We start from the raw sequence: 23,871 nt of genomic DNA on the forward strand, positions 1-23,871 counted from the left end.
TTAGCGGTCCACATCTGACATAACAAAATCGATACTACCCAGATGGACGATCAGGTCGGACACCAGGCTGCCACGTACCGCTACCGGGATCTGCTGCAGATGCGCAAAGCTCGGCGTACGGATACGAGTACGGTAACTCATGGTGCTGCCATCGCTGGTCAGGTAGTAACTGTTGATACCCTTGGTCGCTTCAACCATCTGGAAGGACTCGTTCGCCGGCATGACCGGACCCCACGATACTTGCAGGAAGTGGGTGATCAGGGTTTCGATATGTTGAAGCGTGCGCTCTTTCGGTGGCGGCGTGGTCAGCGGGTGATCCGCTTTGAACGGGCCTTCCGGCATGTTGTTGAGGCACTGCTCAAGGATGCGCAGACTCTGACGCAGTTCTTCAACTTTCAGCATTACGCGGGTATAGCAGTCGGATACACCACCACCAACCGGCACTTCAAAGTCAAAGTTTTCGTAGCCAGAGTACGGACGTGATTTACGCACGTCGAAATCAACACCTGTCGCACGCAACGCGGCACCGGTACAACCCCAGTCCAGCGCTTCTTTCTTGCCGTAAGCGGCAACGCCCTGCGAACGACCTTTCAGGATGGTGTTACGCAGCGCCGCTTTCTCGTAAGAATCCAGACGCTTCGGCATCCAGTCCAGGAAATCACGCAGCAGTTTGTCCCAACCGCGCGGCAGATCGTGCGCAACACCGCCAATACGGAACCAGGCCGGGTGCATACGGAAACCCGTGATCGCTTCCACCACGTCATAGATTTTTTGACGGTCGGTAAAGGCGAAGAATACCGGAGTCATTGCGCCGACGTCCTGAATAAACGTCGAGATATACAACAGGTGGCTATTGATACGGAACAGTTCGGAAAGCATTACGCGGATCACGTTGACACGATCCGGTACGGTAATGCCCGCCAGTTTTTCTACCGCCAGCACATAAGGCATTTCGTTGACGCAGCCGCCGAGATATTCGATACGGTCAGTGTACGGAATGTAGCTGTGCCAGGACTGACGTTCACCCATCTTTTCAGCACCACGATGGTGGTAACCGATGTCAGGCACACAGTCGACAATTTCTTCGCCATCAAGCTGCAGAACAATACGGAATGCACCGTGAGAAGACGGGTGGTTAGGACCGAGGTTGAGGAACATAAAGTCCTCATTTTCGGTACTACGCTTCATGCCCCACTCTTCAGGTTTGAAGGTCAGTGATTCCATTTCCAGATCCTGCTTGGCTTTGGTCAGCTCAAACGGATCGAATTCAGTGGCACGCGCCGGGTAATCTTTACGCAGCGGATGTCCCTGCCAGGTATGAGGCATCAGCAGGCGAGTCAGGTGCGGGTGGCCTTCGATATCGATGCCAAACATTTCCCAGGTTTCGCGCTCATACCAGTTAGCGTTCGGGAACAGTTTAGTGAAAGTCGGTACGCGTAGATCGTTTTCAGACAATGCCACCTTGAGCATGATATCGCGATTGCGTTCAATGGAGATCAGGTGATAGAAAACGGAAAAATCCGCGGCAGGTAACCCTTCGCGGTGCGTACGCAGACGTTCGTCCATGCCGTGTAAGTCAAACAGCATGACGTAAGGTTTCGGCAGTCTCTTTAAGAAATCGCCAACTTCCAGTAATTGTTCACGCTTGACCCAAACAACGGGTACCCCGGTGCGAGTCGCCTGAACGGTAAAGGCATCCGGCCCAAAACGGTTGCGCAGTTCGCCAATGACCGGGTCATCGAGATGATCCCGTGTCTGCCATGCAGCTTCTTGCGCGGTTAAGTCGGTCATATTGTTCACCATTGCAAATGGTCCGTGGTGGTCGGCAGTGCTTCGCGCTATTTATGTAGTAATAAGCGAAGGAAGTGCTGCTGCCGACAGGCGCATATTAAATCTCGTCTGGTGTACGAAGATTCGTTACAGCAATACGTTCGCCGCGCTTACGCTCGCGCTCTGACTGCATATTGGCGCGATAAACGCCCTGATCGCCAACCACCCAGGAGAGCGGACGGCGTTCTTTGCCAATGGAGTCTTGCAGCAGCATTAGCGCCTGCATATACGCTTCCGGGCGCGGCGGACATCCCGGGATGTACACATCTACCGGAATAAATTTATCAACGCCCTGCACGACAGAGTAGATATCGTACATACCGCCGGAGTTAGCGCATGCGCCCATGGAAATAACCCATTTTGGTTCCAGCATCTGATCGTAGAGGCGCTGAATAACCGGGGCCATTTTGGTAAAGCAAGTTCCGGCCACAACCATCAGGTCAGCCTGACGCGGAGAGGCACGCAGTACTTCCGCACCAAAGCGGGCCACATCATGCACGGCGGTAAACGAGGTCACCATCTCAACGTAGCAGCAGGAAAGGCCAAAGTTGTATGGCCAAATTGAGTTTTTACGGCCCCAGTTAACCATGTCATGCAGTTTGCCCATGAACACGTTTTTGTTAACTTCTTGCTCCAGGGGGTCGGTTACGATCTCCTGTTTTTGCAGGGGGTAACGGTCGTTCTCACCGTTAGGATCTATGCGGGTGAGCGTATAATCCATCTTAATGCCTCGCGGTTAGCGTTGACGATTAGCGATACTGTTCGTTTCCGGGTTCATACGCTCGCGGCGTGAACGCGCGGGCGTCCAGTCCAGCGCGCCAATACGCACCAGATAAACCAGACCTGCCAGTAACACAAAAATAAAAATTGCAGCTTCCACAAAGCCAATCCAGCCGCTTTCACGGATAGAAGTTGACCATGCGAACAGATACAGCGCTTCAACGTCGAAGATAACGAAGAACATGGCTACCAGATAAAACTTGGCAGACAGGCGCAGGCGGGCGGTGCCGACCGAGTCGATACCTGATTCAAACGGCACGTTTTTAGATCTCGCGCGCGCGCGACCACCTAAAAACCAGCCGCCAACAAGCATCAGGCAGCACAGGCCAATGGCAACAATAAGAAAGATAGCGAATGCCCAGTGATGAGCGATGATTTCAGTGGATGTTGACATACTCATTGCTTACTCATCAAAAGTAGCGCCAAATTCTCTGCTCTTTTCGGCAGATGAACGCCACATCGATTCATGGGGAGGAATAAAAAAAACCTTACAATCACTGTAGAAAATCATTTAAACAGCCAATTGATGGGGTTTTTTACTCCTTTCTATAACCTTTTGTCAACTTTAACAAAAGTTCCCTCACATTATTTTACACCAATCCAATTTCATTAACATAAAGTGCTGTTTAGACTAATTTCGATCGTTTCATTAGTCATTTTCAATGTTGTTGAATCGTGTCCGTAGTGAAGTAAAAAAGATAATACTGCTCTATTTTGACAGGATTTCACTCAGATGCCTCCCCCTAAATGGGAGTATTTTCTTGATCTGTGACACGCTTTTGTTAATTCACCATAAAAAACAGCAACAATTTCTCTAGTTTTTTAACATAGAAACAGATGACACTCCTGTTGTTTGTTTTTTATTCAATTTTAAGGCAGGTTTTTTACCGGCTGATTTTGTTAAGTTTTAGTATACAAAATGGTATCAAGCGCCATTATTTGTATAAAAAAAGAGCCGCTGGATGTTTTTTCACCATTAGCGGCTCTTTTTTACACTTACATTTTATAACGATTATTTGTGACACATTACTCAAAGTCACCTTCAACGATCAGCGAATCATCTCCCCCTTCGGGAGTAAACTGGTTGTATTGCCAGGGGTTTTGATATGTCTGCATCGACTTAAAGATAACCTGAGCCAATTCATTTTTCGTGGTGGGATCGCAGCACAACAGGTATTCCGTTTCAGGTAACGGCGGTAGCCCGTCCACAGCCCCGAGAACGCGCAGGTCCGGACTCATCATTTCTACCGGACGAGCAGTGACGCCCAGTCCCGCTTTCACCGCAGCACGAACCGCTGGTAATGTTGATGCTACATAGGCCAGACGCCACGGGATCTGTGCGGCATTCAGTGTCTCCAGTACGATATCCCGAAACGGACTAGGATCGTCGAGCAGAACCAGAGGAACTGGTTCGCCTTTTTGCAGGATATACTCAGCCGCGCAATACCAGTGTGTCGGTGAGGTACGCAGATTCAGGCACTCAAAATCACCTGGACGGTTGGTGGTGACCACCAGATCCACTTCCTGCGACTTCAACATATCCACCATGTAAGCGTTACGCTTCACTCTCACATCAAGAGCAAGCTTCGGATATACCGAGCTTATTCGATTGAGCAGGAAAGGCAGTATTGTATCGGCCGATTCATCGGAAGCGCCGATAGTTAACACTCCCTGAAGATTGTTAAACATTAATGATGAGCAGGCCTCATCATTAAAACGCAGTATTTTTCTGGCGTAACCCAAAAGCTGAATACCATGTTCAGTCAGCAGTTTGTTGCGACCATGGCGCGCGAACAACTCTTTCCCCACTAGTTGTTCAAGGCGTTGCATTTGCTGACTCACCGCAGACTGTGTGCGACATACCGCAGCAGCCGCAGCCGCGAAGGTATTCAGGTCGGCAACAGCAACGAAGGTTCTCAGCAGATCGAGGTCGAGGTTAATTATCGGACGATTTGCATTTATCATAATTTTTCACTTACTCGCGGGTCATACCGGGTTAATGCTGTGCATTCAGAAACAAACAATTCCATTTGTAATGTGCTTCCCTCGCAGTTTCACTTAGTGTAACCAAGTGAAAATAAGGATGTATTTGGTGTACAAACGAAACAATTCTCTTTCTGCGCTTTATAATATCCGGGACTCTAATCGGAATATAGTAACGAGAAACAGTCAATTTTTTAGCTTTTGAATGATTCTGACTAATGGGGAAACATGTAAATTTTGTAAATATTGAAAATAGTTAGCAAACATTAATTTACACATTAAAAGCCAAATTTTCAGTATGTTAGAAACAATCAACCAACATGAGAATTATCGCAAAACACGTACCGCACACCATTTCATGAGACTTATCTTAACCTAAAACCACTATATTTATAAGTGTTATCGTGAATAATTCGAAGCAAAATGGTGTTATCTTGAACTTGCGCTTTTACTATTATTAACGCATTCAATAAATGCTGTTTAAATATTAAATAATAATTAATTAAGACTGACACTATTCATTAATTATACTTAACAATAGATTCACACCCTGCCGTTGGCGGATCATACCGATAACAGTCGGACAGCATCAGGACTCAGTATTTTCGAATTACGCCATTTGAGTGATGAGACGATTGCAGACCGCCTGGCCCATCTAACTATTTTTAACCAGACAAATCACCATCACCAAAGGATAACTACAAAATAAAAACCCATTAAATACATTATTAATAGAATTAAGCACTATAATTAATATATTAATTAGTCGTTAACAGTGAATTATAACTTCATGCCGGATCGAAATCTTCTACTAAAGACCCTTCAAAACTCACCGTCGTGGGAGTACATTGTTCTGTGCTGACTTCCACGGCAGGGAGTGGCATTCACAGCTAAAAAGGTCAAGATTCATGTCCCCCATTGAAAAATCCAGCAAATTAGAAAATGTCTGTTATGACATTCGTGGCCCGGTTCTGAAGGAAGCAAAGCGCCTGGAAGAAGAAGGCAATAAAGTTCTGAAACTGAATATCGGCAACCCCGCGCCATTCGGATTTGAAGCGCCAGATGAGATTCTGGTTGATGTGATCCGCAATTTACCAACAGCGCAGGGATATTGCGACTCCAAAGGCCTTTATTCCGCCCGTAAAGCGATCATGCAACATTACCAGGCTCGTGGGATGCGCGATGTTACCGTCGAAGACATCTATATTGGTAACGGCGTTTCCGAGTTGATAGTCCAGGCGATGCAGGCGTTGTTGAACAGTGGGGACGAAATGCTGGTACCTGCGCCCGATTATCCGCTGTGGACAGCTGCGGTATCGCTCTCCGGCGGTAACGCCGTGCACTACCTGTGCGATGAGTCTTCAGACTGGTTCCCGGATCTGGATGATATTCGCGCCAAAATCACCCCACGCACGCGTGGGATCGTCATCATCAACCCGAACAACCCCACCGGTGCCGTTTATTCCAAAGAACTGCTGATGGAGATTGTTGAGATTGCTCGCCAGAACAATCTTATTATCTTTGCCGACGAAATTTACGACAAGATCCTCTATGATGACGCCGAGCACCATTCGATCGCCGCAATGGCTCCGGACCTGCTGACCATCACCTTTAACGGCCTGTCAAAAACCTACCGTGTTGCTGGTTTCCGCCAGGGCTGGATGGTGCTGAATGGACCGAAGAAACATGCCAAAGGGTATATCGAAGGTCTTGAAATGCTGGCATCTATGCGTTTGTGCGCCAACGTTCCTGCACAGCATGCCATCCAGACCGCACTGGGAGGCTACCAAAGCATTAGCGAATTCATCATGCCGGGCGGACGCTTGTACGAACAGCGCAATCGTGCCTGGGAATTGCTGAACGATATTCCCGGCGTCTCCTGCGTCAAACCGCGCGGCGCACTGTATATGTTCCCAAAAATTGATGCGAAGCGGTTCAATATTCATGACGACCAGAAGATGGTGCTCGATTTCCTGCTCCAGGAAAAAGTCCTGCTGGTACAGGGAACCGCATTCAACTGGCCGTGGCCGGACCACTTCCGTATCGTAACGCTGCCGCGTATTGACGATATCGAAATGTCGCTGAGTAAATTCGAACGTTTCCTGTCAGGCTATCGTCAATTGTAATAACGTTGAGCGCCGCCGGGATTTGCATCCGGCGGCACTCTCTGCGCACAATACCTTTACTGAAGTCACTGAGTAAGGGTCGTTATGAAGCAGAGCCATTTTTTTGCCCACCTCTCCCGTCTGAAGCTCATTAATCGCTGGCCATTGATGCGCAACGTGCGCACCGAAAATGTGTCTGAGCATAGCCTGCAGGTTGCGATGGTTGCTCATGCGCTGGCCGCTATCAAGAATCGTAAATTTGGTGGTCAGGTTAATGCCGAACGCATTGCCCTGCTGGCGATGTACCACGATGCTTCCGAAGTGCTGACCGGTGATCTCCCTACCCCGGTTAAATATTTCAACTCGCAAATCGCTCAGGAATATAAAGCCATTGAGAAAATTGCCCAGCAGAAGCTGGTCGATATGGTCCCAGATGAGCTGCGTGATATTTTTGCGCCATTAATTGATGAACACGCTTACAGCGATGAAGAGAAATCTATTGTTAAACAGGCCGATGCCCTTTGCGCTTATCTGAAGTGTCTGGAGGAACTCTCGGCCGGTAACAACGAATTTTTGCTGGCGAAAACACGACTGGAAAAAACACTGGAGTCACGTCGTAGCGAAGAGATGGATTATTTTATGGATATGTTCGTGCCAAGTTTCCACTTATCTCTTGACGAGATTAGTCAGGATTCTCCGCTATAAGACGCGTTGCCAGATAGCGTAAAGGCGTTGTTGGCCCGGTAGCGCAACGCCACCGGGCCATACCATCCGTCAAAACGGGAACAGCATCGGGATCATTACTACGCACACCGCCATGACAATAACCGTAAATGGCACACCAATCTTCACGAAGTCGCTGAAAGTGTAGTTTCCCGGTCCCAGCACCAGCGTGTTGACCGGTGAGGAGACCGGCGTCATAAAGGCCGCGGATGCCGCCATCGCAACCCCCATCGCAAAAGGATACGGCGAAACCCCCATAGACTTCGCTGCCGCCAGCGCAATTGGTGCCATCAGAACTGCCGTCGCGGTATTTGAGATAAATAATCCAATGGTTGCACACAGTACGAACAGGCAACCCAGCATCATGTACGGGCCATACCCTCCACCGACGTCCATCAACCCTTTCACCACCAGATCGACACCGCCTGTTTTTTGCAGGGCCAGCGCAAAAGGCATCATCCCGACAATCAAGATAATACTCGGCCAGTGAATCGCTTTATACGCGCTCTCAGCATCAATACAACGGAATTTGCCCATCAGCAGGCACGCGATGAGAGCGGCAACCGTGTTAGGTATTTCATCGGTCAGCATCAGAGCGACCATAAGAACCAGGCAAAAAATCGCATGCGGTGCCTGACTGTGTGCCGGGGAAGCTTCACTCACTTCCACTGGCATATTCAGCACCACAAAGTCACGCCCCTTTTTCCCCATCAAGGCAATGACCTTCCAGTTTCCCACTACCAGAATAATATCCCCCATCAGCAGCGGCTCATCCACAACCGCCCCGGCAAGCGCAGTACCATCACGCTTTAATCCAACAACATTCAGCCCATAACGGGTACGAAATCCTATTTCCCGTACCGTTTTACCAATTAACTCCGATTCCGGGATCAGTGAAATCTCAGCCATGCCAACATCAAGCGCCTGTTCGGAGAAATATTCACCACGCAGCACCATTGGCTCCAGCAGTTGTTCGCTACAAAATTCACGCAAATCCACATCGGCAGCGGACATGTCTATCAACAAAACATCACGCGCCCGAAACTCAGAAACCCCGTTAACGTCCACGATAACGCGACGAAAGCGACGCCAGCGTTCAACGCCAATCACATTCGCCCCGTAACGTTCACGTAATTTAAGGTCATCCAGGCGCTGGCCAATCATCGGCGATCCAGGACGAATAGCCAGCCGACGGGCACGCCCGGTGAGGCGATATTCTTTAATGAGATCGCGAAAGGTCCGGCGTTTCCATCCGTCACCCTGCTGCCCGGCAACGTCCCCTTTGAGCATAAAACGCATCAACAGCATATAAATAATGCCGAGTACGAGAACAACCAGCCCCAGAGGCGTAACGCTGAAGAAACTGAAGCCGTTAAGCCCTTCACGCAGCAACTCACTGTTAACGACCAGGTTAGGTGGTGTTGCCACCAACGTCATCATCCCGCTGATCAATCCGGCAAAGCTCAGCGGCATCATCAGGCGTGAGGGGGATATTTGCATGCGCATGGATACGCTTAAGACAACCGGAATAAAAATGGCGACCACGCCGGTAGAGCTCATAAATGCCCCGAGACCGGCAACGGTTATCATCAACAGCACCAGCATTTTGACTTCGCTACTGCCGGCGACCTTAACCAACCAGGCCCCCATCACCGTCGCCACCCCGGTACGCACCAGGCCGTCGCCAATAATAAATAAGGCCGCTATCAAAATAACGTTAGGATCGCTAAAACCGGAAAAAGCTTCTGTGATGCTCAGTGTTCCACTCAGAACAAAGGCAATAATAACCAGCAAAGCGACCGCGTCCATACGCACTCTGCCAGTTGCAAACAAAACGACGGCGATAGCCAACAATGAGAGAACCCATACCAATTCACCGTTCACAACATATCCTTGTTAAATGAGAGGGATAGACCGATTCTGCCATAAAAAAGCCCCAACAATCTGGGGCTAAATCACGATCAGGTATTTCTTACAACGCTCACATTTCCGTTAGGTTGTTTGGTCACGGAAATATGTTCCAGACTGGTCAGCGAAAAGTCGACCTCATCCAGACGCGGTGTGTCTGCGGGGGCATTCACGGCAATAACATGACACCCTGCCGCCAGACCAGAGAGCACACCAGCTGGCGCATCCTCTACAACAGCACACTCTCGCGGTGCAAGGCCGAGCAGTTGCGCTCCCAAAAGATATGCATCTGGCTCCGGCTTACCTCTTTTTACCCGTTCGGCAGTGACAAACACTTCAGGGGCCGGCAGACCCGCGACACGATGACGTGCCCGCGCCACCGGCATTGATCCGGAGGTCACTATCGCCCACGGGATCCCCGCTTTATTGAGGTGATTCAGTAAATCAACCGCCCCGGGTAGTGCGATGATCCCGTCAGTCTCAGTCGCCTCTATTTGCTCCAGGCGCGTAAACTCCGCTGCGATCTCCGCTTCGGATTTCCCGACCATAAAGTGCCGCAGAGAGGTTATCGCCTGCTTGCCATGAATAAAGCCCAGCACTTCGTCGTGATCAAGGCCAAAACGATCGGCCCAGTTACACCATGCACGTTCTACTGCTGGTAAGGAATCGACAAGCGTTCCATCCAGATCAAACAGAAAGCCTTTGCACTGCACGCTCGCCCCCTCAGGCATTAATGATTTGGTTAATTTCGTTCGCGCTCAGGTGATACTGACGCGGGCAAGAGTGCCAGACATTCAGCATGCGCTGATATTTTTCCCACATTGGCGTCTGGGCGTTGAAGCCATGCGTACCCGCATCAAAATGGGTATAACGCCCTTCTACATTGACCATAAAACGAACGTATCCCAGGAAGCGCGCTTCCGTTGCGGCATCAAAGCCGAGGAACGTGACGCGACGTTCGTCAATAGTCTGCGCGTCTTTAAGGTTAGTCCAGGAGACGTGCAATGCATGATACATCTCCATAATATCGATAATTGTGCGACAGGTTTCTTCCGTCAGCTCGCCAAACTCACGATCAAGCTCGCGCATCTGCAAACCGTAACCGCGCTCAATAATCGTCTGCAAACGACGATAGCGTTCGGCATTACCAGGATCGAGCATAGTCATCATTTTGTACTGGTTGGACAAAATAAGACGTTGAGCGTTGGTCATTTCCATTTGGGACTCCTGTACCACTACTGCTGCAATGAAAAAAAGAAGGCATCTTGTGCCTTCTTTTATATGCGTAATCCGGGGTCAATTACAAATCATCAAGAAAAGTTTTATCCAGTTGTTTGAAGGCGCGCTTAAGCGTGTCAGCTAGCGCCTGATAATCCGGCTTTCCTTCCACCGGTGCCAGCGCTTGTCCGGCCTCTTGTAATTTTCCCCGAACCTCATAGAACCAGTTGAGTATGGATGGTGGCAACGGCGTGACAGAACGTTTACCTAACCACCACATACCCTGCATCGGCAGGCTAAGCGCAAACAATGCGGTCGCCACAGCCGGTCCCAACTGCCCCCCCAGCGCAATTTGCCAGCATAAGGTAAATACGGCGATAGGCGGCATAAAACGGGTAGCATAACGCGTCATGCGAATCACGCGGTTCTCAACAAATACTGGCGCAAGGCGCTTTTCCATCGGCCACGTCTTTGCGTAGTGCTGCCCCCGGCGAAACAAACTGAAAAAATTTACGGAGCGATTATCCGGTGTCGACATGGCGGTTACCTCAACTTCACATATAAAATTTAAAAAATTTGTGCAAAACAACAACTACAGAGGACATCGTTCAAAACATTTTGTCTTCGATACCCACAATCAGGTATCCTGTGTCGGCCTGTAAGGCCTTTAGTCCAAAATCATTGAGTCGTCAAACTGGCATACAGTATGCCATTGGCTGAAAATTACGCAAAATGACATAGACTCAAAGGTATTTATTCCATCGTGCCCAAAAAGACAATGGTGCATGATGTTAATCATAAACGTCGGTGTCATCATGCGCTACGCTCTATGACTCCCTGACGTTTTTTTAGCCACGTATCATAAATAGGTACTTCCATGTCGAGTAAGTTAGTACTGGTTCTGAACTGCGGTAGCTCCTCACTGAAATTTGCCATCATCGATGCAGTAAACGGTGAAGAATACCTTTCTGGTTTAGCCGAATGTTTCCATCTCCCAGAAGCACGTATCAAGTGGAAAATGGACGGCGGTAAACAAGAAGCGGCTTTAGGTGCAGGCGCCGCTCACAGTGAAGCGCTGAACTTCATCGTTAACACTATTCTGGCACAAAAACCGGAATTGTCTGCGCAACTGACCGCAATTGGTCACCGTATCGTACACGGCGGCGAGAAGTATACCAGCTCCGTGGTTATCGACGATTCCGTTATCCAGGGCATCAAAGATTCTGCCTCTTTCGCACCGCTGCATAACCCGGCTCACCTGATCGGTATTGCTGAAGCGCTGAAATCCTTCCCGAATCTGAAAGATAAAAACGTGGCTGTGTTTGACACTGCGTTCCATCAGACTATGCCGGAAGAATCTTACCTCTACGCCCTGCCGTACAGCCTGTACAAAGAACACGGCGTTCGTCGTTACGGCGCGCACGGTACCAGCCACTTCTTCGTAACTCAGGAAGCGGCAAAAATGCTGAACAAACCGGTTGATGAACTGAACATCATCACTTGCCACCTGGGCAACGGCGGTTCTGTTTCTGCTATCCGTAACGGTAAATGTGTTGATACCTCCATGGGTCTGACCCCGCTGGAAGGTCTGGTGATGGGTACACGTTCCGGTGACATCGACCCGGCGATCATCTTCCACCTGCACGACACGCTGGGCATGAGCGTTGACGCTATCAACAAAATGCTGACTAAAGAGTCCGGCCTGCTGGGCCTGACCGAAGTCACCAGCGACTGCCGTTATGTTGAAGACAACTACACCACCAAAGAAGACGCTAAACGTGCAATGGACGTTTACTGCCACCGTCTGGCGAAATACATCGGTTCTTACACTGCGCTGATGGATGGTCGTCTGGATGCAGTTGTCTTCACCGGTGGTATCGGTGAGAACGCAGCGATGGTTCGCGAACTGTCTCTGGGCAAACTGGGCGTTCTGGGCTTTGAAGTTGACCACGAACGTAACCTGGCCGCACGTTTCGGCAAATCTGGTTTCATCAACAAAGAAGGTACCCGTCCTGCGGTGGTTATCCCAACCAACGAAGAACTGGTTATCGCGCAAGACGCGAGCCGTCTGACTGCCTGATTTCACACCGCCAGCCTAGCTGGCGGTGCTGTTTTGTAACCCGCCACATGTCGGCGGTAACGAAAGAGGATAAACCGTGTCCCGTATTATTATGCTGATCCCTACCGGAACCAGCGTCGGCCTGACCAGCGTCAGCCTTGGCGTTATCCGCGCAATGGAACGCAAAGGCGTTCGTCTGAGCGTCTTTAAGCCGATTGCTCAACCGCGTGCCGGTGGCGATGCGCCAGACCAGACCACCGCTATCGTACGTGCTAACTCTTCTTTGCCAGCTGCTGAGCCGCTGAAGATGAGCCACGTTGAATCTCTGCTCTCCAGCAATCAGAAAGATGTGCTGATGGAAGAGATCATCGCGAATTACCACGCGAACACCAAAGATGCAGAAGTCGTACTGGTTGAAGGCCTGGTCCCAACCCGTAAACATCAGTTCGCACAATCTCTGAACTACGAAATCGCGAAAACGCTGAATGCGGAAATCGTATTCGTTATGTCTCAGGGTACTGACACCCCGGAACAGCTGAACGAGCGTATTGAACTGACTCGCAGCAGCTTCGGCGGCGCAAAAAATACCAACATCACCGGCGTTATCGTTAACAAACTGAACGCACCGGTTGATGAGCAAGGCCGTACTCGCCCGGATCTGTCCGAGATTTTCGACGACTCTTCCAGAGCGAAAGTGATCAAAGTTGATCCGGCTAAACTGCAAGAGTCCAGCCCGCTGCCGGTTCTGGGCGCGGTGCCATGGAGCTTTGACCTGATCGCTACTCGTGCAATCGATATGGCGCGTCACCTGAACGCTACCATCGTTAACGAAGGCGATATCAACACCCGTCGCGTGAAGTCTGTGACTTTCTGCGCACGCAGCATTCCACACATGCTTGAGCACTTCCGTGCTGGTTCTCTGCTGGTGACTTCTGCCGATCGCCCTGATGTGCTGGTTGCAGCATGCCTGGCGGCAATGAACGGCGTTGAAATCGGTGCCCTGCTGCTGACTGGCGGTTACGAGATGGACGCACGCATCACCAAACTTTGCGAACGTGCATTCGAAACCGGTTTGCCGGTATTTATGGTGAACACCAACACCTGGCAGACCTCTCTGAGCCTGCAGAGCTTCAACCTGGAAGTTCCGGTTGACGATCACGAGCGCATTGAGAAAGTTCAGGAATACGTTGCTAACTATATCAACGCTGACTGGGTTGAATCCCTGACCGCGACCTCTGAGCGCAGCCGTCGTCTGTCTCCGCCAGCGTTCCGCTATCAGTTAACCGAACTGGCTCGTAAAGCCGGTAAACGCGTTGTTCTGCCGGAAGGCGACGAACCGCGTACCGTTAAAGCGGCAGCCATCTGTGCTGAACGTGGTATCGCAACTTGCGTACTGTTGGGTAACCCGGATGAAATCACCCGTGTTGCAGCCTCTCAGGGCGTTGAGCTGGGTGCTGGCGTAGAAATCGTTGACCCGGATGTGGTTCGCGAAAGCTACGTTGCTCGTCTGGTCGAACTGCGTAAAAACAAAGGGATGACCGAAACCGTTGCCCGCGAACAGCTGGAAGACAACGTGGTTCTCGGTACCCTGATGCTGGAACAGGACGATGTTGACGGTCTGGTTTCTGGTGCTGTTCACACCACAGCGAACACCATTCGCCCACCGCTGCAGCTGATCAAAACTGCACCGGGTAGCTCTCTGGTATCTTCTGTGTTCTTCATGCTGCTGCCGGATCAGGTATACGTTTACGGCGACTGCGCGATCAACCCGGATCCGACTGCAGAGCAGCTGGCAGAAATCGCAATTCAGTCTGCAGATTCCGCAGCTGCTTTCGGTATCGAACCGCGCGTAGCGATGCTTTCCTACTCCACCGGTACTTCTGGTGCAGGTAGCGATGTTGAGAAGGTACGTGAAGCAACTCGTCTGGCGCAGGAAAAACGTCCAGACCTGATGATCGATGGCCCGCTGCAGTACGATGCCGCTGTTATGGCTGACGTTGCGAAATCCAAAGCGCCGAACTCTCCGGTTGCGGGTCGCGCTACCGTGTTCATCTTCCCGGATCTGAACACCGGTAACACCACCTACAAAGCGGTACAGCGTTCTGCCGACCTGATCTCCATCGGGCCGATGCTGCAGGGTATGCGCAAGCCGGTGAACGACCTGTCTCGTGGCGCGCTGGTAGACGATATCGTCTACACCATCGCACTGACCGCGATCCAGTCTTCTCAGCAGCAGCAGTAATCTGCTTTGTACGCCAGATGGTGACGTGAACGCGTCCAGTCTGGCCTACAGATAGTGGTTCTTTAAACCGGAAATAGCTGATATTTCCGGTTTTTTTATGCCTGTTATTCCAATTAGTAATTTCTGAAATATTTGCTTAACTGCGCTGCATCAATGAATAACTATTCTCCTGTTTGCATACTTAGCCTCTTTGCTTTGCAACAGGGATAGCTCTTCATGTCTGCAGTAACAGAATCACAACCCGCTAAGAAATGGGCAATGCCCGATACGCTGGTGATCATATTTTTCGTTGCCATTTTAACCAGCCTGGCGACCTGGGTTGTACCCGTCGGCATGTTCGACAGCCAGGAGGTGCAGTACCAGGTTGATGGGCAGACCAAAACCCGGAAAGTGGTCGATCCCCACTCGTTTCGTATACTGACCAACGATGCGGGTGAAGAGCAGTACCATCGGGTTAAGTTTTTCACCACCGGCGATGAAAGTCCCGGACTGATGAACTTTCCGTTTGAAGGTTTAACCTCCGGCTCAAAATTTGGCACTGCCGTTGGCATCATTATGTTTATGCTGGTAATTGGCGGCGCATTTGGCATTGTTATGCGTACAGGAACCATTGATAACGGCATCCTGGCGCTTATCCGTCATACGCGGGGTAACGAGGTCTTGTTTATCCCGGTGCTGTTTATTCTCTTCTCATTAGGTGGTGCTGTATTTGGCATGGGAGAAGAGGCTGTCGCTTTTGCCATTATCATTGCACCGCTCATGGTACGCCTGGGTTACGACAGTATCACCACTGTGCTCGTTACCTACATCGCCACCCAAATTGGCTTTGCCAGCTCGTGGATGAATCCGTTCTGTGTGGTTGTCGCGCAAGGCATTGCGGGTGTACCGGTGCTCTCCGGCTCTGGCCTGCGTATCGTGGTATGGGTCGTTGCGACCCTGATTGGTCTCACTTTCACCCTCGCCTACGCATCACGCATCAAAAAGAATCCTCTACTTTCACGCGTTCATGAATCCGATCGTTTCTTCCGCGAGCAGCAGGATGACGTCGTGGAGCGGCGTTTCACTCTGGGCGACTGGCTGGTATTGTTAGTACTTACCGGCGTGATGATTTGGGTTGTCTGGGGCGTGATTGTCAACGCATGGTTCATTCCTGAAATCGCCAGCCAGTTCTTCACCATGGGTCTGGTGATAGGCATTATTGGCGTTATCTTCCGGCTCAATGGTATGACGGTCAACATTATGGCCTCGTCGTTTACCGAAGGTGCGCGGATGATGATTGCCCCTGCCCTGCTGGTTGGTTTTGCCAAGGGTATTTTACTGCTTGTGGGCAATGGAGAGGCGGGGGATGCCAGTGTGTTAAATACTCTCCTGCACAGTATTGCCAACGGTATCAGCGGTCTGGACAATGCTATCGCTGCATGGTTTATGCTGCTATTTCAGGCAGTATTTAACTTCTTTGTCACCTCCGGCTCAGGCCAGGCGGCGCTGACTATGCCGTTATTGGCGCCTCTCGGTGATTTAGTCGGTGTAAACCGCCAGGTTACCGTTCTCGCTTTCCAGTTTGGTGATGGTTTCAGCCATATTATCTATCCAACATCCGCGTCACTTATGGCGACATTGGGCGTTTGCCGGGTGGACTTCCGCAACTGGTTGAAAGTGGGAGCAACGCTGCTGGGGCTGCTGTTTATTATGTCCAGCGTGGTGGTGATAGGCGCACAGATAATGGGATATCATTAAAAATAAGCCCCTTGTCACCTATGACAAGGGGCGTTCCTTCACATTAATGATTTCGCTGCCTCAACAATCGCCGCGGCGGTGAGTCCATATTCTTCCTGTAAAAAATCCTGTGTCCCAACCTGACCATAACGTTCTTTGACACCAACCCGACGCATCGGTACCGGGCACGTTTCCACCAGCACTTCAGCCACTGCAGACCCCAGCCCATTATGAATACTGTGGTTTTCACAGGTCACAATTCGTCCCGTTTTCTCGGCATAGTTCTTCACCAACATCCTATCGATAGGCTTCAGAGTAAACATATCGATGACTGCCGCATTTACCCCTATGTGCTCCAGTTGTCGTGCGGCTTCCAGCGCTTCTGCAACCATAATCCCGTTGGCTATTAGCGTGACATCTTCGCCTTCGCGCAGAACATTCCCTTTGCCGATCGTAAATGTCGATCCTGGCGCGTAGATACTCGACGCCTGCTTACGGATTGTGCGTACCCAGTAGAAGCCCTCAAGCTCCAGGAGCTGGCGTAAGATATCGTCGAACATCACCGCATCCGTCACTTCCAGTACCACCGAATGCGCCAGGCCGCGCACAATCCCCATATCTTCAAAGGACATGTGCGTACCTCCGTTGTGACAAGCGGTAACCCCGGCATCTGAAGCGATCACCTTCACGTTATTACGCTGATAGTCCAGTGACATAAACAGCTGATCGAAACAACGACGGCTGGCAAATGCAGTGAAAGTGTGCACAAACGGTTTACGCCCCGTTAATGCCAGTCCAGCGGCAGTACCAATCACATTGGCTTCCATGATGCCGCAGTTAATAACATGCTGCGGGTAATCCCGCGCCACACTGTCCATTGCCATCGAACTCATCAGATCGGCTTCAAGAGCAATAATCGGGCTTCCTGCTGCCACTTCTTTCGCCACGAATCCGGCATATACCTTACGCATCTCTACGTTATCTTTTTGCCCTGCGGGCGCGAGCTTAATCATGCGTGGCCTCCAGATGATGAACGGTTTCATTCAACGCCTGTCTCATTTCTTCCGTCAGACGCAGGTGATGGGAATTGCTGAGATGTTCCAGATATGGCACACCCTGTCCTTTGATACTGTCGAGAATAACAATCCGAGGTCGAGTCTCTTCATTCAGACGCGACTGCACTGCAGTCAGCAGGCCTGCAATATCATCCCCTTTCACCGTGATCGCCTCAAAACCAAAGGCCGTGAATTTGTCCTCCAGGCTAAACGGGCGAATGATGTCATCCAGTTCGCCATCTAACTGTTGTTTATTCCAGTCAACAAACACCGTCAGGTTATTCAGCTTATGGTGCGCAATAAACTGAAACGCCTCCCAGCACTGACCTTCGTTCAGTTCGCCATCGCCAACAATGCAAAATACCCGATTCGGACGCTTTGCCAGCTTATGGGATAACGCCATCCCAGCGGCGATAGATATGCCCTGTCCTAACGAGCCAGTGGTAGCGTCTACACCACGCGTTTTAAGCCTGTCCGGATGGCTGGGCAAACGAGTACCGTTTTGGTTCAGCGTGCTCAATTCTTCAATCGGGAAATACCCCTTGATCGCAAGAGTACTGTACAGTGCCGGCCCCGCATGACCTTTGGATAAGACGAAATAGTCACGTTCCGGCCAGTCCGGATCGGCGGGGTCGATTTTCATCACTGCACCATACAGGACGGCCAACGTTTCCACGACCGACATACTGCCGCCGAAATGGCCAAACCCCAGATGCGTCAGCGATTTCAGCGTGGCGATGCGGATCTCTTTCGCCAGTTGTGTAACTTCATTCACATTCATGATTTGGCTCCATTATTTTCCGGCGCATTACCCGCTGCCGTTCTGTTTTTAGCGAACACGTTCCAGGCAACCAGTAACGCAAAGAGCGCGACAACCAGACCAGTGATAGCGAGAGGGGACAAATAGCGAGCAAGGTTGCCAAGGACAATGCCTACCACACCAAAGTCAGCATCTGAAAAGGTCGTGTTGGCAAAGCCGATTGCACCCAGTACAGGTAGAAGAAGTACGGGCAGGAAAGTGATTAGCAGGCCATTAGCAAAAGCGCCAATCATTGCCCCACGACGCCCACCGGTGGCGTTACCAAATACCCCCGCAGTTGCCCCAGTGAAAAAGTGTGGCACCACGCCCGGCAAAATTAACACCAGCTTCATCTGCCCAAGCAAGAACAGCCCCACCAGACCACCGAGAAAGCTGAACAGAAAACCAATTAATACAGCGTTAGGGGCGTAGGGATAGACTACCGGACAGTCAAGTGCAGGCCGGGCATTAGGCACCAGTTTTTCAGAAAAACCGGTAAAGGCCGGCACGATCTCCGCCAGAATCAGGCGCACCCCTTGCAGAATGATAAACACCCCTGCAGCAAAGGTAATTGCCATGATGATGGCGTAAACCAAATAGTTCTGCCCACCACTGAAGGTACTTTCAACGTATTCCCGCCCGGCGCTAATTGCCATAATCAGGTAGATGATCATCATGGTCAGGGAAATAGAGATAGAACTGTCACGCAGAAAGCTTAAATTCTTCGGCAGATTCATCTCTTCTGTTGAGCGAGAGCCTTTACCGCACACGCTTCCAATCCAGCCTGAGAGCACATATCCCAACGTGCCGAAGTGACCGAAAGCAATCTCATCGTTGCCTGTGATACGGCGCATATAACGCTGCGCCAGTGCAGGGAAAAAGGCCATGACCAGCCCGAGAATCAGTGACCCCGTAAAGACCAGCCCCGCCCCGTCAAATCCTGCCACAGTCAGGATTACGCCGATCATACAGGCCATATAAAAGGTGTGATGCCCGGTCAAAAAGATATATTTCAATCGAGTAAAACGGGCGACAATAATATTGGCCACCATCCCAAATGCCATAATAAGCGCCGTCGAGGCACCGTATTTTTCTAGCGCAATAGAGACAATCGCTTCGTTATTGGGAATAATACCCTGGATATTAAAAGCGTGCTCAAACATCCCGCCCAATGGATTTAATGAACCAACCAATACGGTAGCCCCACCACCAAGCACAATAAATCCAAGAATAGTTTTAATGGTACCTTTAACAACATCAGAAAAAGCCTTTTTCTGCGCAACCAGGCCAATTAAGGAAATTAATCCTACCAGCACAGAGGGTACTTTCAGTATATCAACAACAAAATTTAGCGTTTCAAGGATAAACATATCCACCTCGCTTTATGCACATGGGCAGTCAAACTGCCGAAATGCAGTCTGAGTGATTACGCACATATACAGTTATTGTTTATCGAACCATGCGCATAGCTGCGCTTCGAGTTCATTGATATCGATAATATTATTAATCACTACCAGTTGTGCTTCTGGTACGCTGGCGCTGGCAGCAATATCTTTAGCCATGACGAACAGGTCGGCGGCCCCTGGCGTGGCGGAGGAGAGATCGGAGTGTTCGACTTCCGCCTCAATATTGAGTTTTTTGAGGACTTTTTTAATATTCATTTCAACCATAAAACTGCTGCCCAGGCCAGAGCCACAAATAGCCATGATTTTCATTGTTATCACCTTTTTAGTAGAGTACACCCGCATCACGCTCACGCGTAATGTTTCATAACATTCAATCTGGACTTAAATCAGAAGCGTGAAATAATTTTTTTAATTTCCTCCCGTGTTGTAGCACTATGTAATTGCGCAAGTTCTTTATCACTTGAAAATAACTCAGCAAGGGCAGAAATCATGGCAATATGGCTGTGTTTATCTGGAGCGGCCAGCATAATAATAATATCAACTGGATCAAACTCTCCTGCACCAAATGAAACACCTTGCTTTAATTTCAGCAGCGACAAACCTAAGTCTTTCGCTCCTTCTTCTGGCCTGGCATGGGGCATCGCAAGACCCGGAGCCAGCACATAATAAGGGCCTAACTTATGGTGCTGCGCGACAATGGCAGTGAGGTAATCAGACGTAATGACTCCCGCATTCAGCAAGGGTCTGGCACAAAGCTCCAGAGCCTGCGGCCAATCCTCTACGCTTTCGCACAGCATAATGGTTCTATCCGTTAACCAGGTACTCAGCACTTTTCCTCCTTAGCATTCGCTCAATATGGACAAACTTTATTCAACCACTGAAACCATATCTGCGATCGTAGTCACAAAGATAGCGCTATCAAAAGATATCGTTCGGTTATGTGATAGCGCTATCAAAATACGATTACTGAGTGAAATCACAGCAAAAAAAATGATTTAAGGCGTATACTGCCCTTTACGCGAAGCAAAGAATGACAATAAAAAAACAGCTCAACTGGTTGTAATTAAGCAGGAATTTGTATGTCTCTAACTCGAAAACGGCGTAGTACAGGAAAAGTGACCATCGCCGATGTTGCTCAGCTTGCTGGTGTTGGCACTATGACCGTCTCCCGTGCATTACGCACCCCTGAACAGGTATCCGATAAACTCAGAGAAAAAATTGAAGCGGCGGTGCATGAGCTCGGGTATATGCCTAATCTTGCGGCAAGTGCGCTGGCATCAGCTTCATCACGCACAATTGCCATGGTGGTGCCTAATCTGGCTGAGGCAGGTTGTTCAGAAATGTTCGCGGGGTTGCAGGAAATTTTACAGCCAGCCGGATACCAGATAATGCTGGCAGAATCCCGCAATCGTCTTGAGCAGGAAGAAAAACTACTGGAAACACTGCTTGCCTCAAATATTGCAGCCGCAATATTGCTTAGCGTCGAACACAACGACACCGTGCGGCACTGGCTGAAAAATGCGTCTATTCCGGTTATGGAAATCGGTGCCATTCGTAGCGACCCCATCGATATGAATATCGGCATTGATAACGTCGCGGCTATGTTTGAACTGACTGAGATGCTGATTCAGCGTGGCTACCAGAACATTGGCCTGTTATGTGCCAATCAGGAGCAGTGGATTTTTCAGCAACATTTACAAGGCTGGTATAAAGCGATGTTGCGTCATCATATGTCACCAAATCGGGTGATTAATGCCGCATTACCCCCGGTTTTTTCTACCGGAACGTCACAACTTCCCGAATTTATTCTCGCCTGGCCGGAACTGGACGCGCTGGTCTGTGTGTCAGATGAACTGGCCTGCGGCGTATTGTACGAATGTCAGCGGCGACGTATTAAAGTTCCTGATGATCTTGCTGTCGTGGGGTTCGGCAATAGCGATGTGAGCAAAGTCTGCCAACCGCCACTGACAACAATGGCTGTACCACATCGTAAGATTGGTCTTGAGGCCGGGCGCGCATTGCTGGCGAGAATTCAGGATGGAAACTGGAGCGATCAAAAACAGATCGCCTCCAGTTTATGCATGCGAGATAGCTGTTGAGGTTCTACTCCGCCTCTTCCTGCTTTTCTTGTTGGGTCTCTGACGACTTAGTCGCGGACTCATTCTTGGCGTTGCGGGTCATCCACAACGCCAGCGCCTTCAGTGAATCCGGCGTGAATTCGTCGCAGCGCGCCGTAATTTCTTCCGGTGTCAGCCAGCAAACCTCGCTAACCTCTTCTTCCTGCAACGCGAACGGCCCATGAGATACACAACTAAACAACGCCCCCCAAACCCGACAATTTTTATCTTCAAAATAAAACTGCCCGTGGTCGGCAAACGGTACGCCCGCGATGCCTAACTCTTCTTCTGCCTCGCGACGGGCCGATTCGAGAAGTTGCTCATCTGCCTGAACGACGCCACCTGCTGTGGCATCCAACATGCCAGGCAAAAAGTCTTTTGTCTCGGTGCGGCGCTGAACCAAAATTTTACCCATACCATCATGCACAACGATATACGTTGCACGATGACGTAAGCGTTCCGCCCGCATCTGTTCCCGGCTGGATTGTGCGATGACTTCGTTGTCTTCATTCACAATATCCACCCATTCCGTACTTGCCAAACGACGCTGTTCCACCATCAGGAAACCTTCTTTTTTCTAGCGCTCTTACGGCGCGTTTACGTTTGTGGGGTAAATTACGGATTAATCTCGACCTGCGCAATGATACTTTGATCATTGAGTGCCATTACTCTGAGAACATTATCATCCAGAATCCCGTAGCTTGCCGTAAAACCCCCTTTCGGGATGCTGACCGAACCAGGGTTAAAGTGATAAATCTCCCCACGCTGTTCTGCAACCGGCAAATGAGTATGCCCATAAACCAGCACATCTCCGGCACTCAGGGGCGGAAGATTTTCCGGGCCAAAAAGATGTCCGTGCGTCAAAAAGAGGCGCTGATTATCTGTCAGAATTTGCTGCCACGGTGCAGTTATCGGAAATTGCAGGAGCATCTGATCCACTTCGCTGTCACAGTTGCCACGCACCGCAATAATACGCGATGCCTGCTCATTCAAACGCTCGGCAACCTGCGCCGGCGCGTAGCCTTCCGGCAACGCATTACGCGGCCCGTGGTTTAAAACATCACCCAATATCACCAGCCATTGCGCACCGCTTTGGGTAAACCTCTCGAGTACGCGCTCCGTGGCTGGCAACGAACCATGAATGTCCGATGCGAACATCAGTTTCATCACTCACTCCTCGTTGAAAATTACCTTTCAATGATACTGGATTACGCCCCGATGATCAGCAGGAACGCTTCGCGGAAAGCGCGATAAAACGTTGTACCGATGCACGCTGCCACTGGAACGCTGCATATTCCGCTAACTGCTCAGGAACATCATCTCCGTTAAGGACCAGACGATTAAGCATGAGCGCTAAATCGCAATCTGCAATACACCATTCACCAAATAAATTCTGTTTCCCATGGGCCAGTAAGTTGCCCGCTGTGGCAAACAATTTTTCCGCACTCGCCTTCCCCGCTTCACTCAACGGCGTTTTTTTTACACCGGCAAAGACCACGTCCGTTGAACGCTCTTCACGAATCGGCATGAGATCGCTACGGATCCAGGCCTGAACCTGGCGGGCGCGAGCGCGTTTCTGGATATCGTGAGGGTAAATCCGCTCCCATTGCGGCGGCGCGAAGCTCTCTTCAAGAAACTCGGCAATTGCCGATGATTCACTCAGTTCAAAACCGTCGATCTCGAGAACCGGTACACGGCGCGTGAGGGCATACCCTTGCCATGAAGGCTGTAAGTGTTCGCCATGGTTGAGATCTACTGTTTTCAGCGTAAAAGGCAGCCCTTTCTCTTGTAGAGCAACATATACGGACAACACGTACGGGGAGAAAAAGTTTGCATCTGACCACAGCGTAATTGCAGGTTTGCTCATAATATCCTCAGAGATGTATTGGCTTACTTTCAAAATATAGAGTCTTTCTCACTCTGTCACTTG

The 23,871-nt window shown here is 50.2% G+C and carries 22 protein-coding genes; 6 read left to right on the plus strand and 16 right to left on the minus strand.

All coding sequences use genetic code 11. The annotated features are described in order from the left end of the window. The 4 genes from nuoC to lrhA all read right to left on the minus strand — a co-directional run bounded on the left by nuoC (nucleotide 1) and on the right by lrhA (nucleotide 4,575). Nucleotides 1-1,803, minus strand: a complete 1,803-nt coding sequence (gene nuoC / locus AACS05_RS16300; protein ID WP_075261760.1) for an NADH-quinone oxidoreductase subunit C/D — start codon at nucleotides 1,801-1,803, stop codon at nucleotides 1-3. An 85-nt stretch (nucleotides 1,804-1,888) separates the two neighbouring features. Beyond that, on the minus strand, nucleotides 1,889-2,551 hold the full coding sequence (nuoB, locus tag AACS05_RS16305) for an NADH-quinone oxidoreductase subunit NuoB (protein WP_003028075.1): 663 nt from the start codon (nucleotides 2,549-2,551) through the stop codon (nucleotides 1,889-1,891). Between the two features lie 15 nt (nucleotides 2,552-2,566). Continuing rightward, a complete protein-coding gene (nuoA, locus tag AACS05_RS16310) occupies nucleotides 2,567-3,010 on the minus strand; it encodes an NADH-quinone oxidoreductase subunit NuoA (RefSeq protein WP_003028077.1) in 444 nt (147 codons plus the stop codon). A 626-nt stretch (nucleotides 3,011-3,636) separates the two neighbouring features. Further along, nucleotides 3,637-4,575, minus strand: coding sequence for a transcriptional regulator LrhA (lrhA, locus tag AACS05_RS16315; RefSeq protein WP_045445582.1), 939 nt, complete (start codon nucleotides 4,573-4,575; stop codon nucleotides 3,637-3,639). Nucleotides 4,576-5,501: 926 nt separating this feature from the next. On the opposite strand from lrhA, the gene alaA reads away from it, so the two are divergent. Both alaA and yfbR read left to right on the plus strand, forming a co-directional pair. Next, complete coding sequence (gene alaA, locus AACS05_RS16320; RefSeq protein ID WP_003028082.1) at nucleotides 5,502-6,719, plus strand: alanine transaminase AlaA; 1,218 nt, start codon at nucleotides 5,502-5,504, stop codon at nucleotides 6,717-6,719. 84 nt (nucleotides 6,720-6,803) lie between these two features. Beyond that, nucleotides 6,804-7,403 (plus strand): 5'-deoxynucleotidase, encoded by a 600-nt coding sequence (yfbR, locus tag AACS05_RS16325; RefSeq protein WP_045445585.1) that lies wholly within the window; start codon nucleotides 6,804-6,806, stop codon nucleotides 7,401-7,403. 69 nt (nucleotides 7,404-7,472) lie between these two features. On the opposite strand, the gene AACS05_RS16330 is transcribed toward yfbR, so the two are convergent. The 4 genes from AACS05_RS16330 to yfbV form a co-directional block, all read right to left on the minus strand. Continuing rightward, a complete protein-coding gene (locus AACS05_RS16330; protein WP_045445588.1) occupies nucleotides 7,473-9,305 on the minus strand; it encodes an SLC13 family permease in 1,833 nt (610 codons plus the stop codon). A gap of 77 nt (nucleotides 9,306-9,382) precedes the next feature. Further along, a complete protein-coding gene (locus tag AACS05_RS16335) occupies nucleotides 9,383-10,060 on the minus strand; it encodes a sugar phosphatase (protein WP_075261759.1) in 678 nt (225 codons plus the stop codon). Continuing rightward, on the minus strand, nucleotides 10,053-10,547 hold the full coding sequence (locus tag AACS05_RS16340; RefSeq protein ID WP_045445594.1) for a YfbU family protein: 495 nt from the start codon (nucleotides 10,545-10,547) through the stop codon (nucleotides 10,053-10,055). Before AACS05_RS16340 ends, AACS05_RS16335 begins: the two co-directional genes overlap by 8 nt. Nucleotides 10,548-10,629: 82 nt before the next feature. After that, nucleotides 10,630-11,085, minus strand: a complete 456-nt coding sequence (gene yfbV / locus AACS05_RS16345) for a terminus macrodomain insulation protein YfbV (protein WP_045445597.1) — start codon at nucleotides 11,083-11,085, stop codon at nucleotides 10,630-10,632. Nucleotides 11,086-11,424: 339 nt separating this feature from the next. Here yfbV and ackA point away from each other — a divergent pair, with 339 nt between their 5' ends. From ackA to yfcC, 3 genes are all read left to right on the plus strand, one after another. Further along, on the plus strand, nucleotides 11,425-12,627 hold the full coding sequence (ackA, locus tag AACS05_RS16350) for an acetate kinase (RefSeq protein ID WP_045445600.1): 1,203 nt from the start codon (nucleotides 11,425-11,427) through the stop codon (nucleotides 12,625-12,627). A gap of 76 nt (nucleotides 12,628-12,703) precedes the next feature. Beyond that, a complete protein-coding gene (gene pta, locus AACS05_RS16355) occupies nucleotides 12,704-14,848 on the plus strand; it encodes a phosphate acetyltransferase (protein ID WP_045445603.1) in 2,145 nt (714 codons plus the stop codon). 216 nt (nucleotides 14,849-15,064) lie between these two features. Continuing rightward, nucleotides 15,065-16,585: a putative basic amino acid antiporter YfcC gene (yfcC, locus tag AACS05_RS16360; RefSeq protein WP_045445605.1), complete on the plus strand. Its 1,521-nt coding sequence runs from the start codon at nucleotides 15,065-15,067 to the stop codon at nucleotides 16,583-16,585. 38 nt (nucleotides 16,586-16,623) lie between these two features. Here the strand turns inward: yfcC and AACS05_RS16365 are convergent, their stop codons facing one another. The 5 genes from AACS05_RS16365 to AACS05_RS16385 form a co-directional block, all read right to left on the minus strand. Next, nucleotides 16,624-17,577 carry a transketolase family protein gene (locus tag AACS05_RS16365; RefSeq protein WP_045445608.1) on the minus strand — a complete coding sequence of 318 codons (954 nt, stop codon included), beginning with the start codon at nucleotides 17,575-17,577 and terminating at the stop codon, nucleotides 16,624-16,626. After that, nucleotides 17,570-18,400, minus strand: coding sequence for a transketolase (locus AACS05_RS16370; RefSeq protein WP_045445611.1), 831 nt, complete (start codon nucleotides 18,398-18,400; stop codon nucleotides 17,570-17,572). The genes AACS05_RS16365 and AACS05_RS16370 overlap by 8 nt, the downstream gene beginning before the upstream one ends. Continuing rightward, nucleotides 18,397-19,788 carry a PTS ascorbate transporter subunit IIC gene (locus tag AACS05_RS16375; RefSeq protein WP_045445615.1) on the minus strand — a complete coding sequence of 464 codons (1,392 nt, stop codon included), beginning with the start codon at nucleotides 19,786-19,788 and terminating at the stop codon, nucleotides 18,397-18,399. Before AACS05_RS16375 ends, AACS05_RS16370 begins: the two co-directional genes overlap by 4 nt. 72 nt (nucleotides 19,789-19,860) lie before the next feature. Continuing rightward, nucleotides 19,861-20,133, minus strand: coding sequence for a PTS sugar transporter subunit IIB (locus tag AACS05_RS16380; RefSeq protein WP_045445618.1), 273 nt, complete (start codon nucleotides 20,131-20,133; stop codon nucleotides 19,861-19,863). Nucleotides 20,134-20,210: 77 nt separating this feature from the next. Beyond that, nucleotides 20,211-20,654, minus strand: coding sequence for a PTS sugar transporter subunit IIA (locus AACS05_RS16385; protein WP_045445621.1), 444 nt, complete (start codon nucleotides 20,652-20,654; stop codon nucleotides 20,211-20,213). Nucleotides 20,655-20,903: 249 nt separating this feature from the next. On the opposite strand from AACS05_RS16385, the gene AACS05_RS16390 reads away from it, so the two are divergent. Then, nucleotides 20,904-21,923 carry a LacI family DNA-binding transcriptional regulator gene (locus tag AACS05_RS16390; protein WP_045445624.1) on the plus strand — a complete coding sequence of 340 codons (1,020 nt, stop codon included), beginning with the start codon at nucleotides 20,904-20,906 and terminating at the stop codon, nucleotides 21,921-21,923. Between the two features lie 4 nt (nucleotides 21,924-21,927). On the opposite strand, the gene yfcD is transcribed toward AACS05_RS16390, so the two are convergent. From yfcD to yfcF, 3 genes are read right to left on the minus strand one after another with little or no spacing between them, the layout of a single operon-like run. Next, the gene (yfcD, locus tag AACS05_RS16395) at nucleotides 21,928-22,500 is read right to left on the minus strand and encodes an NUDIX hydrolase YfcD (RefSeq protein ID WP_045445627.1); all 573 of its coding nucleotides are present in this window, start codon (nucleotides 22,498-22,500) and stop codon (nucleotides 21,928-21,930) included. 56 nt (nucleotides 22,501-22,556) lie between these two features. Beyond that, nucleotides 22,557-23,108 carry a phosphodiesterase gene (gene yfcE / locus AACS05_RS16400; protein WP_045445630.1) on the minus strand — a complete coding sequence of 184 codons (552 nt, stop codon included), beginning with the start codon at nucleotides 23,106-23,108 and terminating at the stop codon, nucleotides 22,557-22,559. A 55-nt stretch (nucleotides 23,109-23,163) separates the two neighbouring features. Beyond that, a complete protein-coding gene (yfcF, locus tag AACS05_RS16405) occupies nucleotides 23,164-23,808 on the minus strand; it encodes a glutathione transferase (RefSeq protein WP_045445633.1) in 645 nt (214 codons plus the stop codon). Between the last annotated feature and the right edge of the window lie 63 nt (nucleotides 23,809-23,871).

The sequence above is a fragment of the Citrobacter sp. S-77 genome, from assembly GCF_963864895.1.
GTDB lineage: Bacteria > Pseudomonadota > Gammaproteobacteria > Enterobacterales > Enterobacteriaceae > Citrobacter > Citrobacter murliniae.

What these genes read in the sequence shown, in the direction of transcription:
- nuoC (WP_075261760.1), bottom strand. Translation starts at nt 1,803, where the DNA reads ATGGTGAACAATATGACCGACTTAACCGCGCAAGAAGCTGCATGGCAG.
- AACS05_RS16340 (WP_045445594.1), bottom strand. Translation starts at nt 10,547, where the DNA reads ATGGAAATGACCAACGCTCAACGTCTTATTTTGTCCAACCAGTACAAA.
- yfcC (WP_045445605.1), top strand. Translation starts at nt 15,065, where the DNA reads ATGTCTGCAGTAACAGAATCACAACCCGCTAAGAAATGGGCAATGCCC.
- lrhA (WP_045445582.1), bottom strand. Translation starts at nt 4,575, where the DNA reads ATGATAAATGCAAATCGTCCGATAATTAACCTCGACCTCGATCTGCTG.
- yfcD (WP_045445627.1), bottom strand. Translation starts at nt 22,500, where the DNA reads ATGGTGGAACAGCGTCGTTTGGCAAGTACGGAATGGGTGGATATTGTG.
- yfcE (WP_045445630.1), bottom strand. Translation starts at nt 23,108, where the DNA reads ATGAAACTGATGTTCGCATCGGACATTCATGGTTCGTTGCCAGCCACG.
- nuoB (WP_003028075.1), bottom strand. Translation starts at nt 2,551, where the DNA reads ATGGATTATACGCTCACCCGCATAGATCCTAACGGTGAGAACGACCGT.
- ackA (WP_045445600.1), top strand. Translation starts at nt 11,425, where the DNA reads ATGTCGAGTAAGTTAGTACTGGTTCTGAACTGCGGTAGCTCCTCACTG.
- yfcF (WP_045445633.1), bottom strand. Translation starts at nt 23,808, where the DNA reads ATGAGCAAACCTGCAATTACGCTGTGGTCAGATGCAAACTTTTTCTCC.
- AACS05_RS16380 (WP_045445618.1), bottom strand. Translation starts at nt 20,133, where the DNA reads ATGAAAATCATGGCTATTTGTGGCTCTGGCCTGGGCAGCAGTTTTATG.
- alaA (WP_003028082.1), top strand. Translation starts at nt 5,502, where the DNA reads ATGTCCCCCATTGAAAAATCCAGCAAATTAGAAAATGTCTGTTATGAC.
- yfbV (WP_045445597.1), bottom strand. Translation starts at nt 11,085, where the DNA reads ATGTCGACACCGGATAATCGCTCCGTAAATTTTTTCAGTTTGTTTCGC.
- nuoA (WP_003028077.1), bottom strand. Translation starts at nt 3,010, where the DNA reads ATGAGTATGTCAACATCCACTGAAATCATCGCTCATCACTGGGCATTC.
- AACS05_RS16370 (WP_045445611.1), bottom strand. Translation starts at nt 18,400, where the DNA reads ATGAATGTGAATGAAGTTACACAACTGGCGAAAGAGATCCGCATCGCC.
- AACS05_RS16335 (WP_075261759.1), bottom strand. Translation starts at nt 10,060, where the DNA reads ATGCCTGAGGGGGCGAGCGTGCAGTGCAAAGGCTTTCTGTTTGATCTG.
- AACS05_RS16390 (WP_045445624.1), top strand. Translation starts at nt 20,904, where the DNA reads ATGTCTCTAACTCGAAAACGGCGTAGTACAGGAAAAGTGACCATCGCC.
- yfbR (WP_045445585.1), top strand. Translation starts at nt 6,804, where the DNA reads ATGAAGCAGAGCCATTTTTTTGCCCACCTCTCCCGTCTGAAGCTCATT.
- AACS05_RS16375 (WP_045445615.1), bottom strand. Translation starts at nt 19,788, where the DNA reads ATGTTTATCCTTGAAACGCTAAATTTTGTTGTTGATATACTGAAAGTA.
- AACS05_RS16365 (WP_045445608.1), bottom strand. Translation starts at nt 17,577, where the DNA reads ATGATTAAGCTCGCGCCCGCAGGGCAAAAAGATAACGTAGAGATGCGT.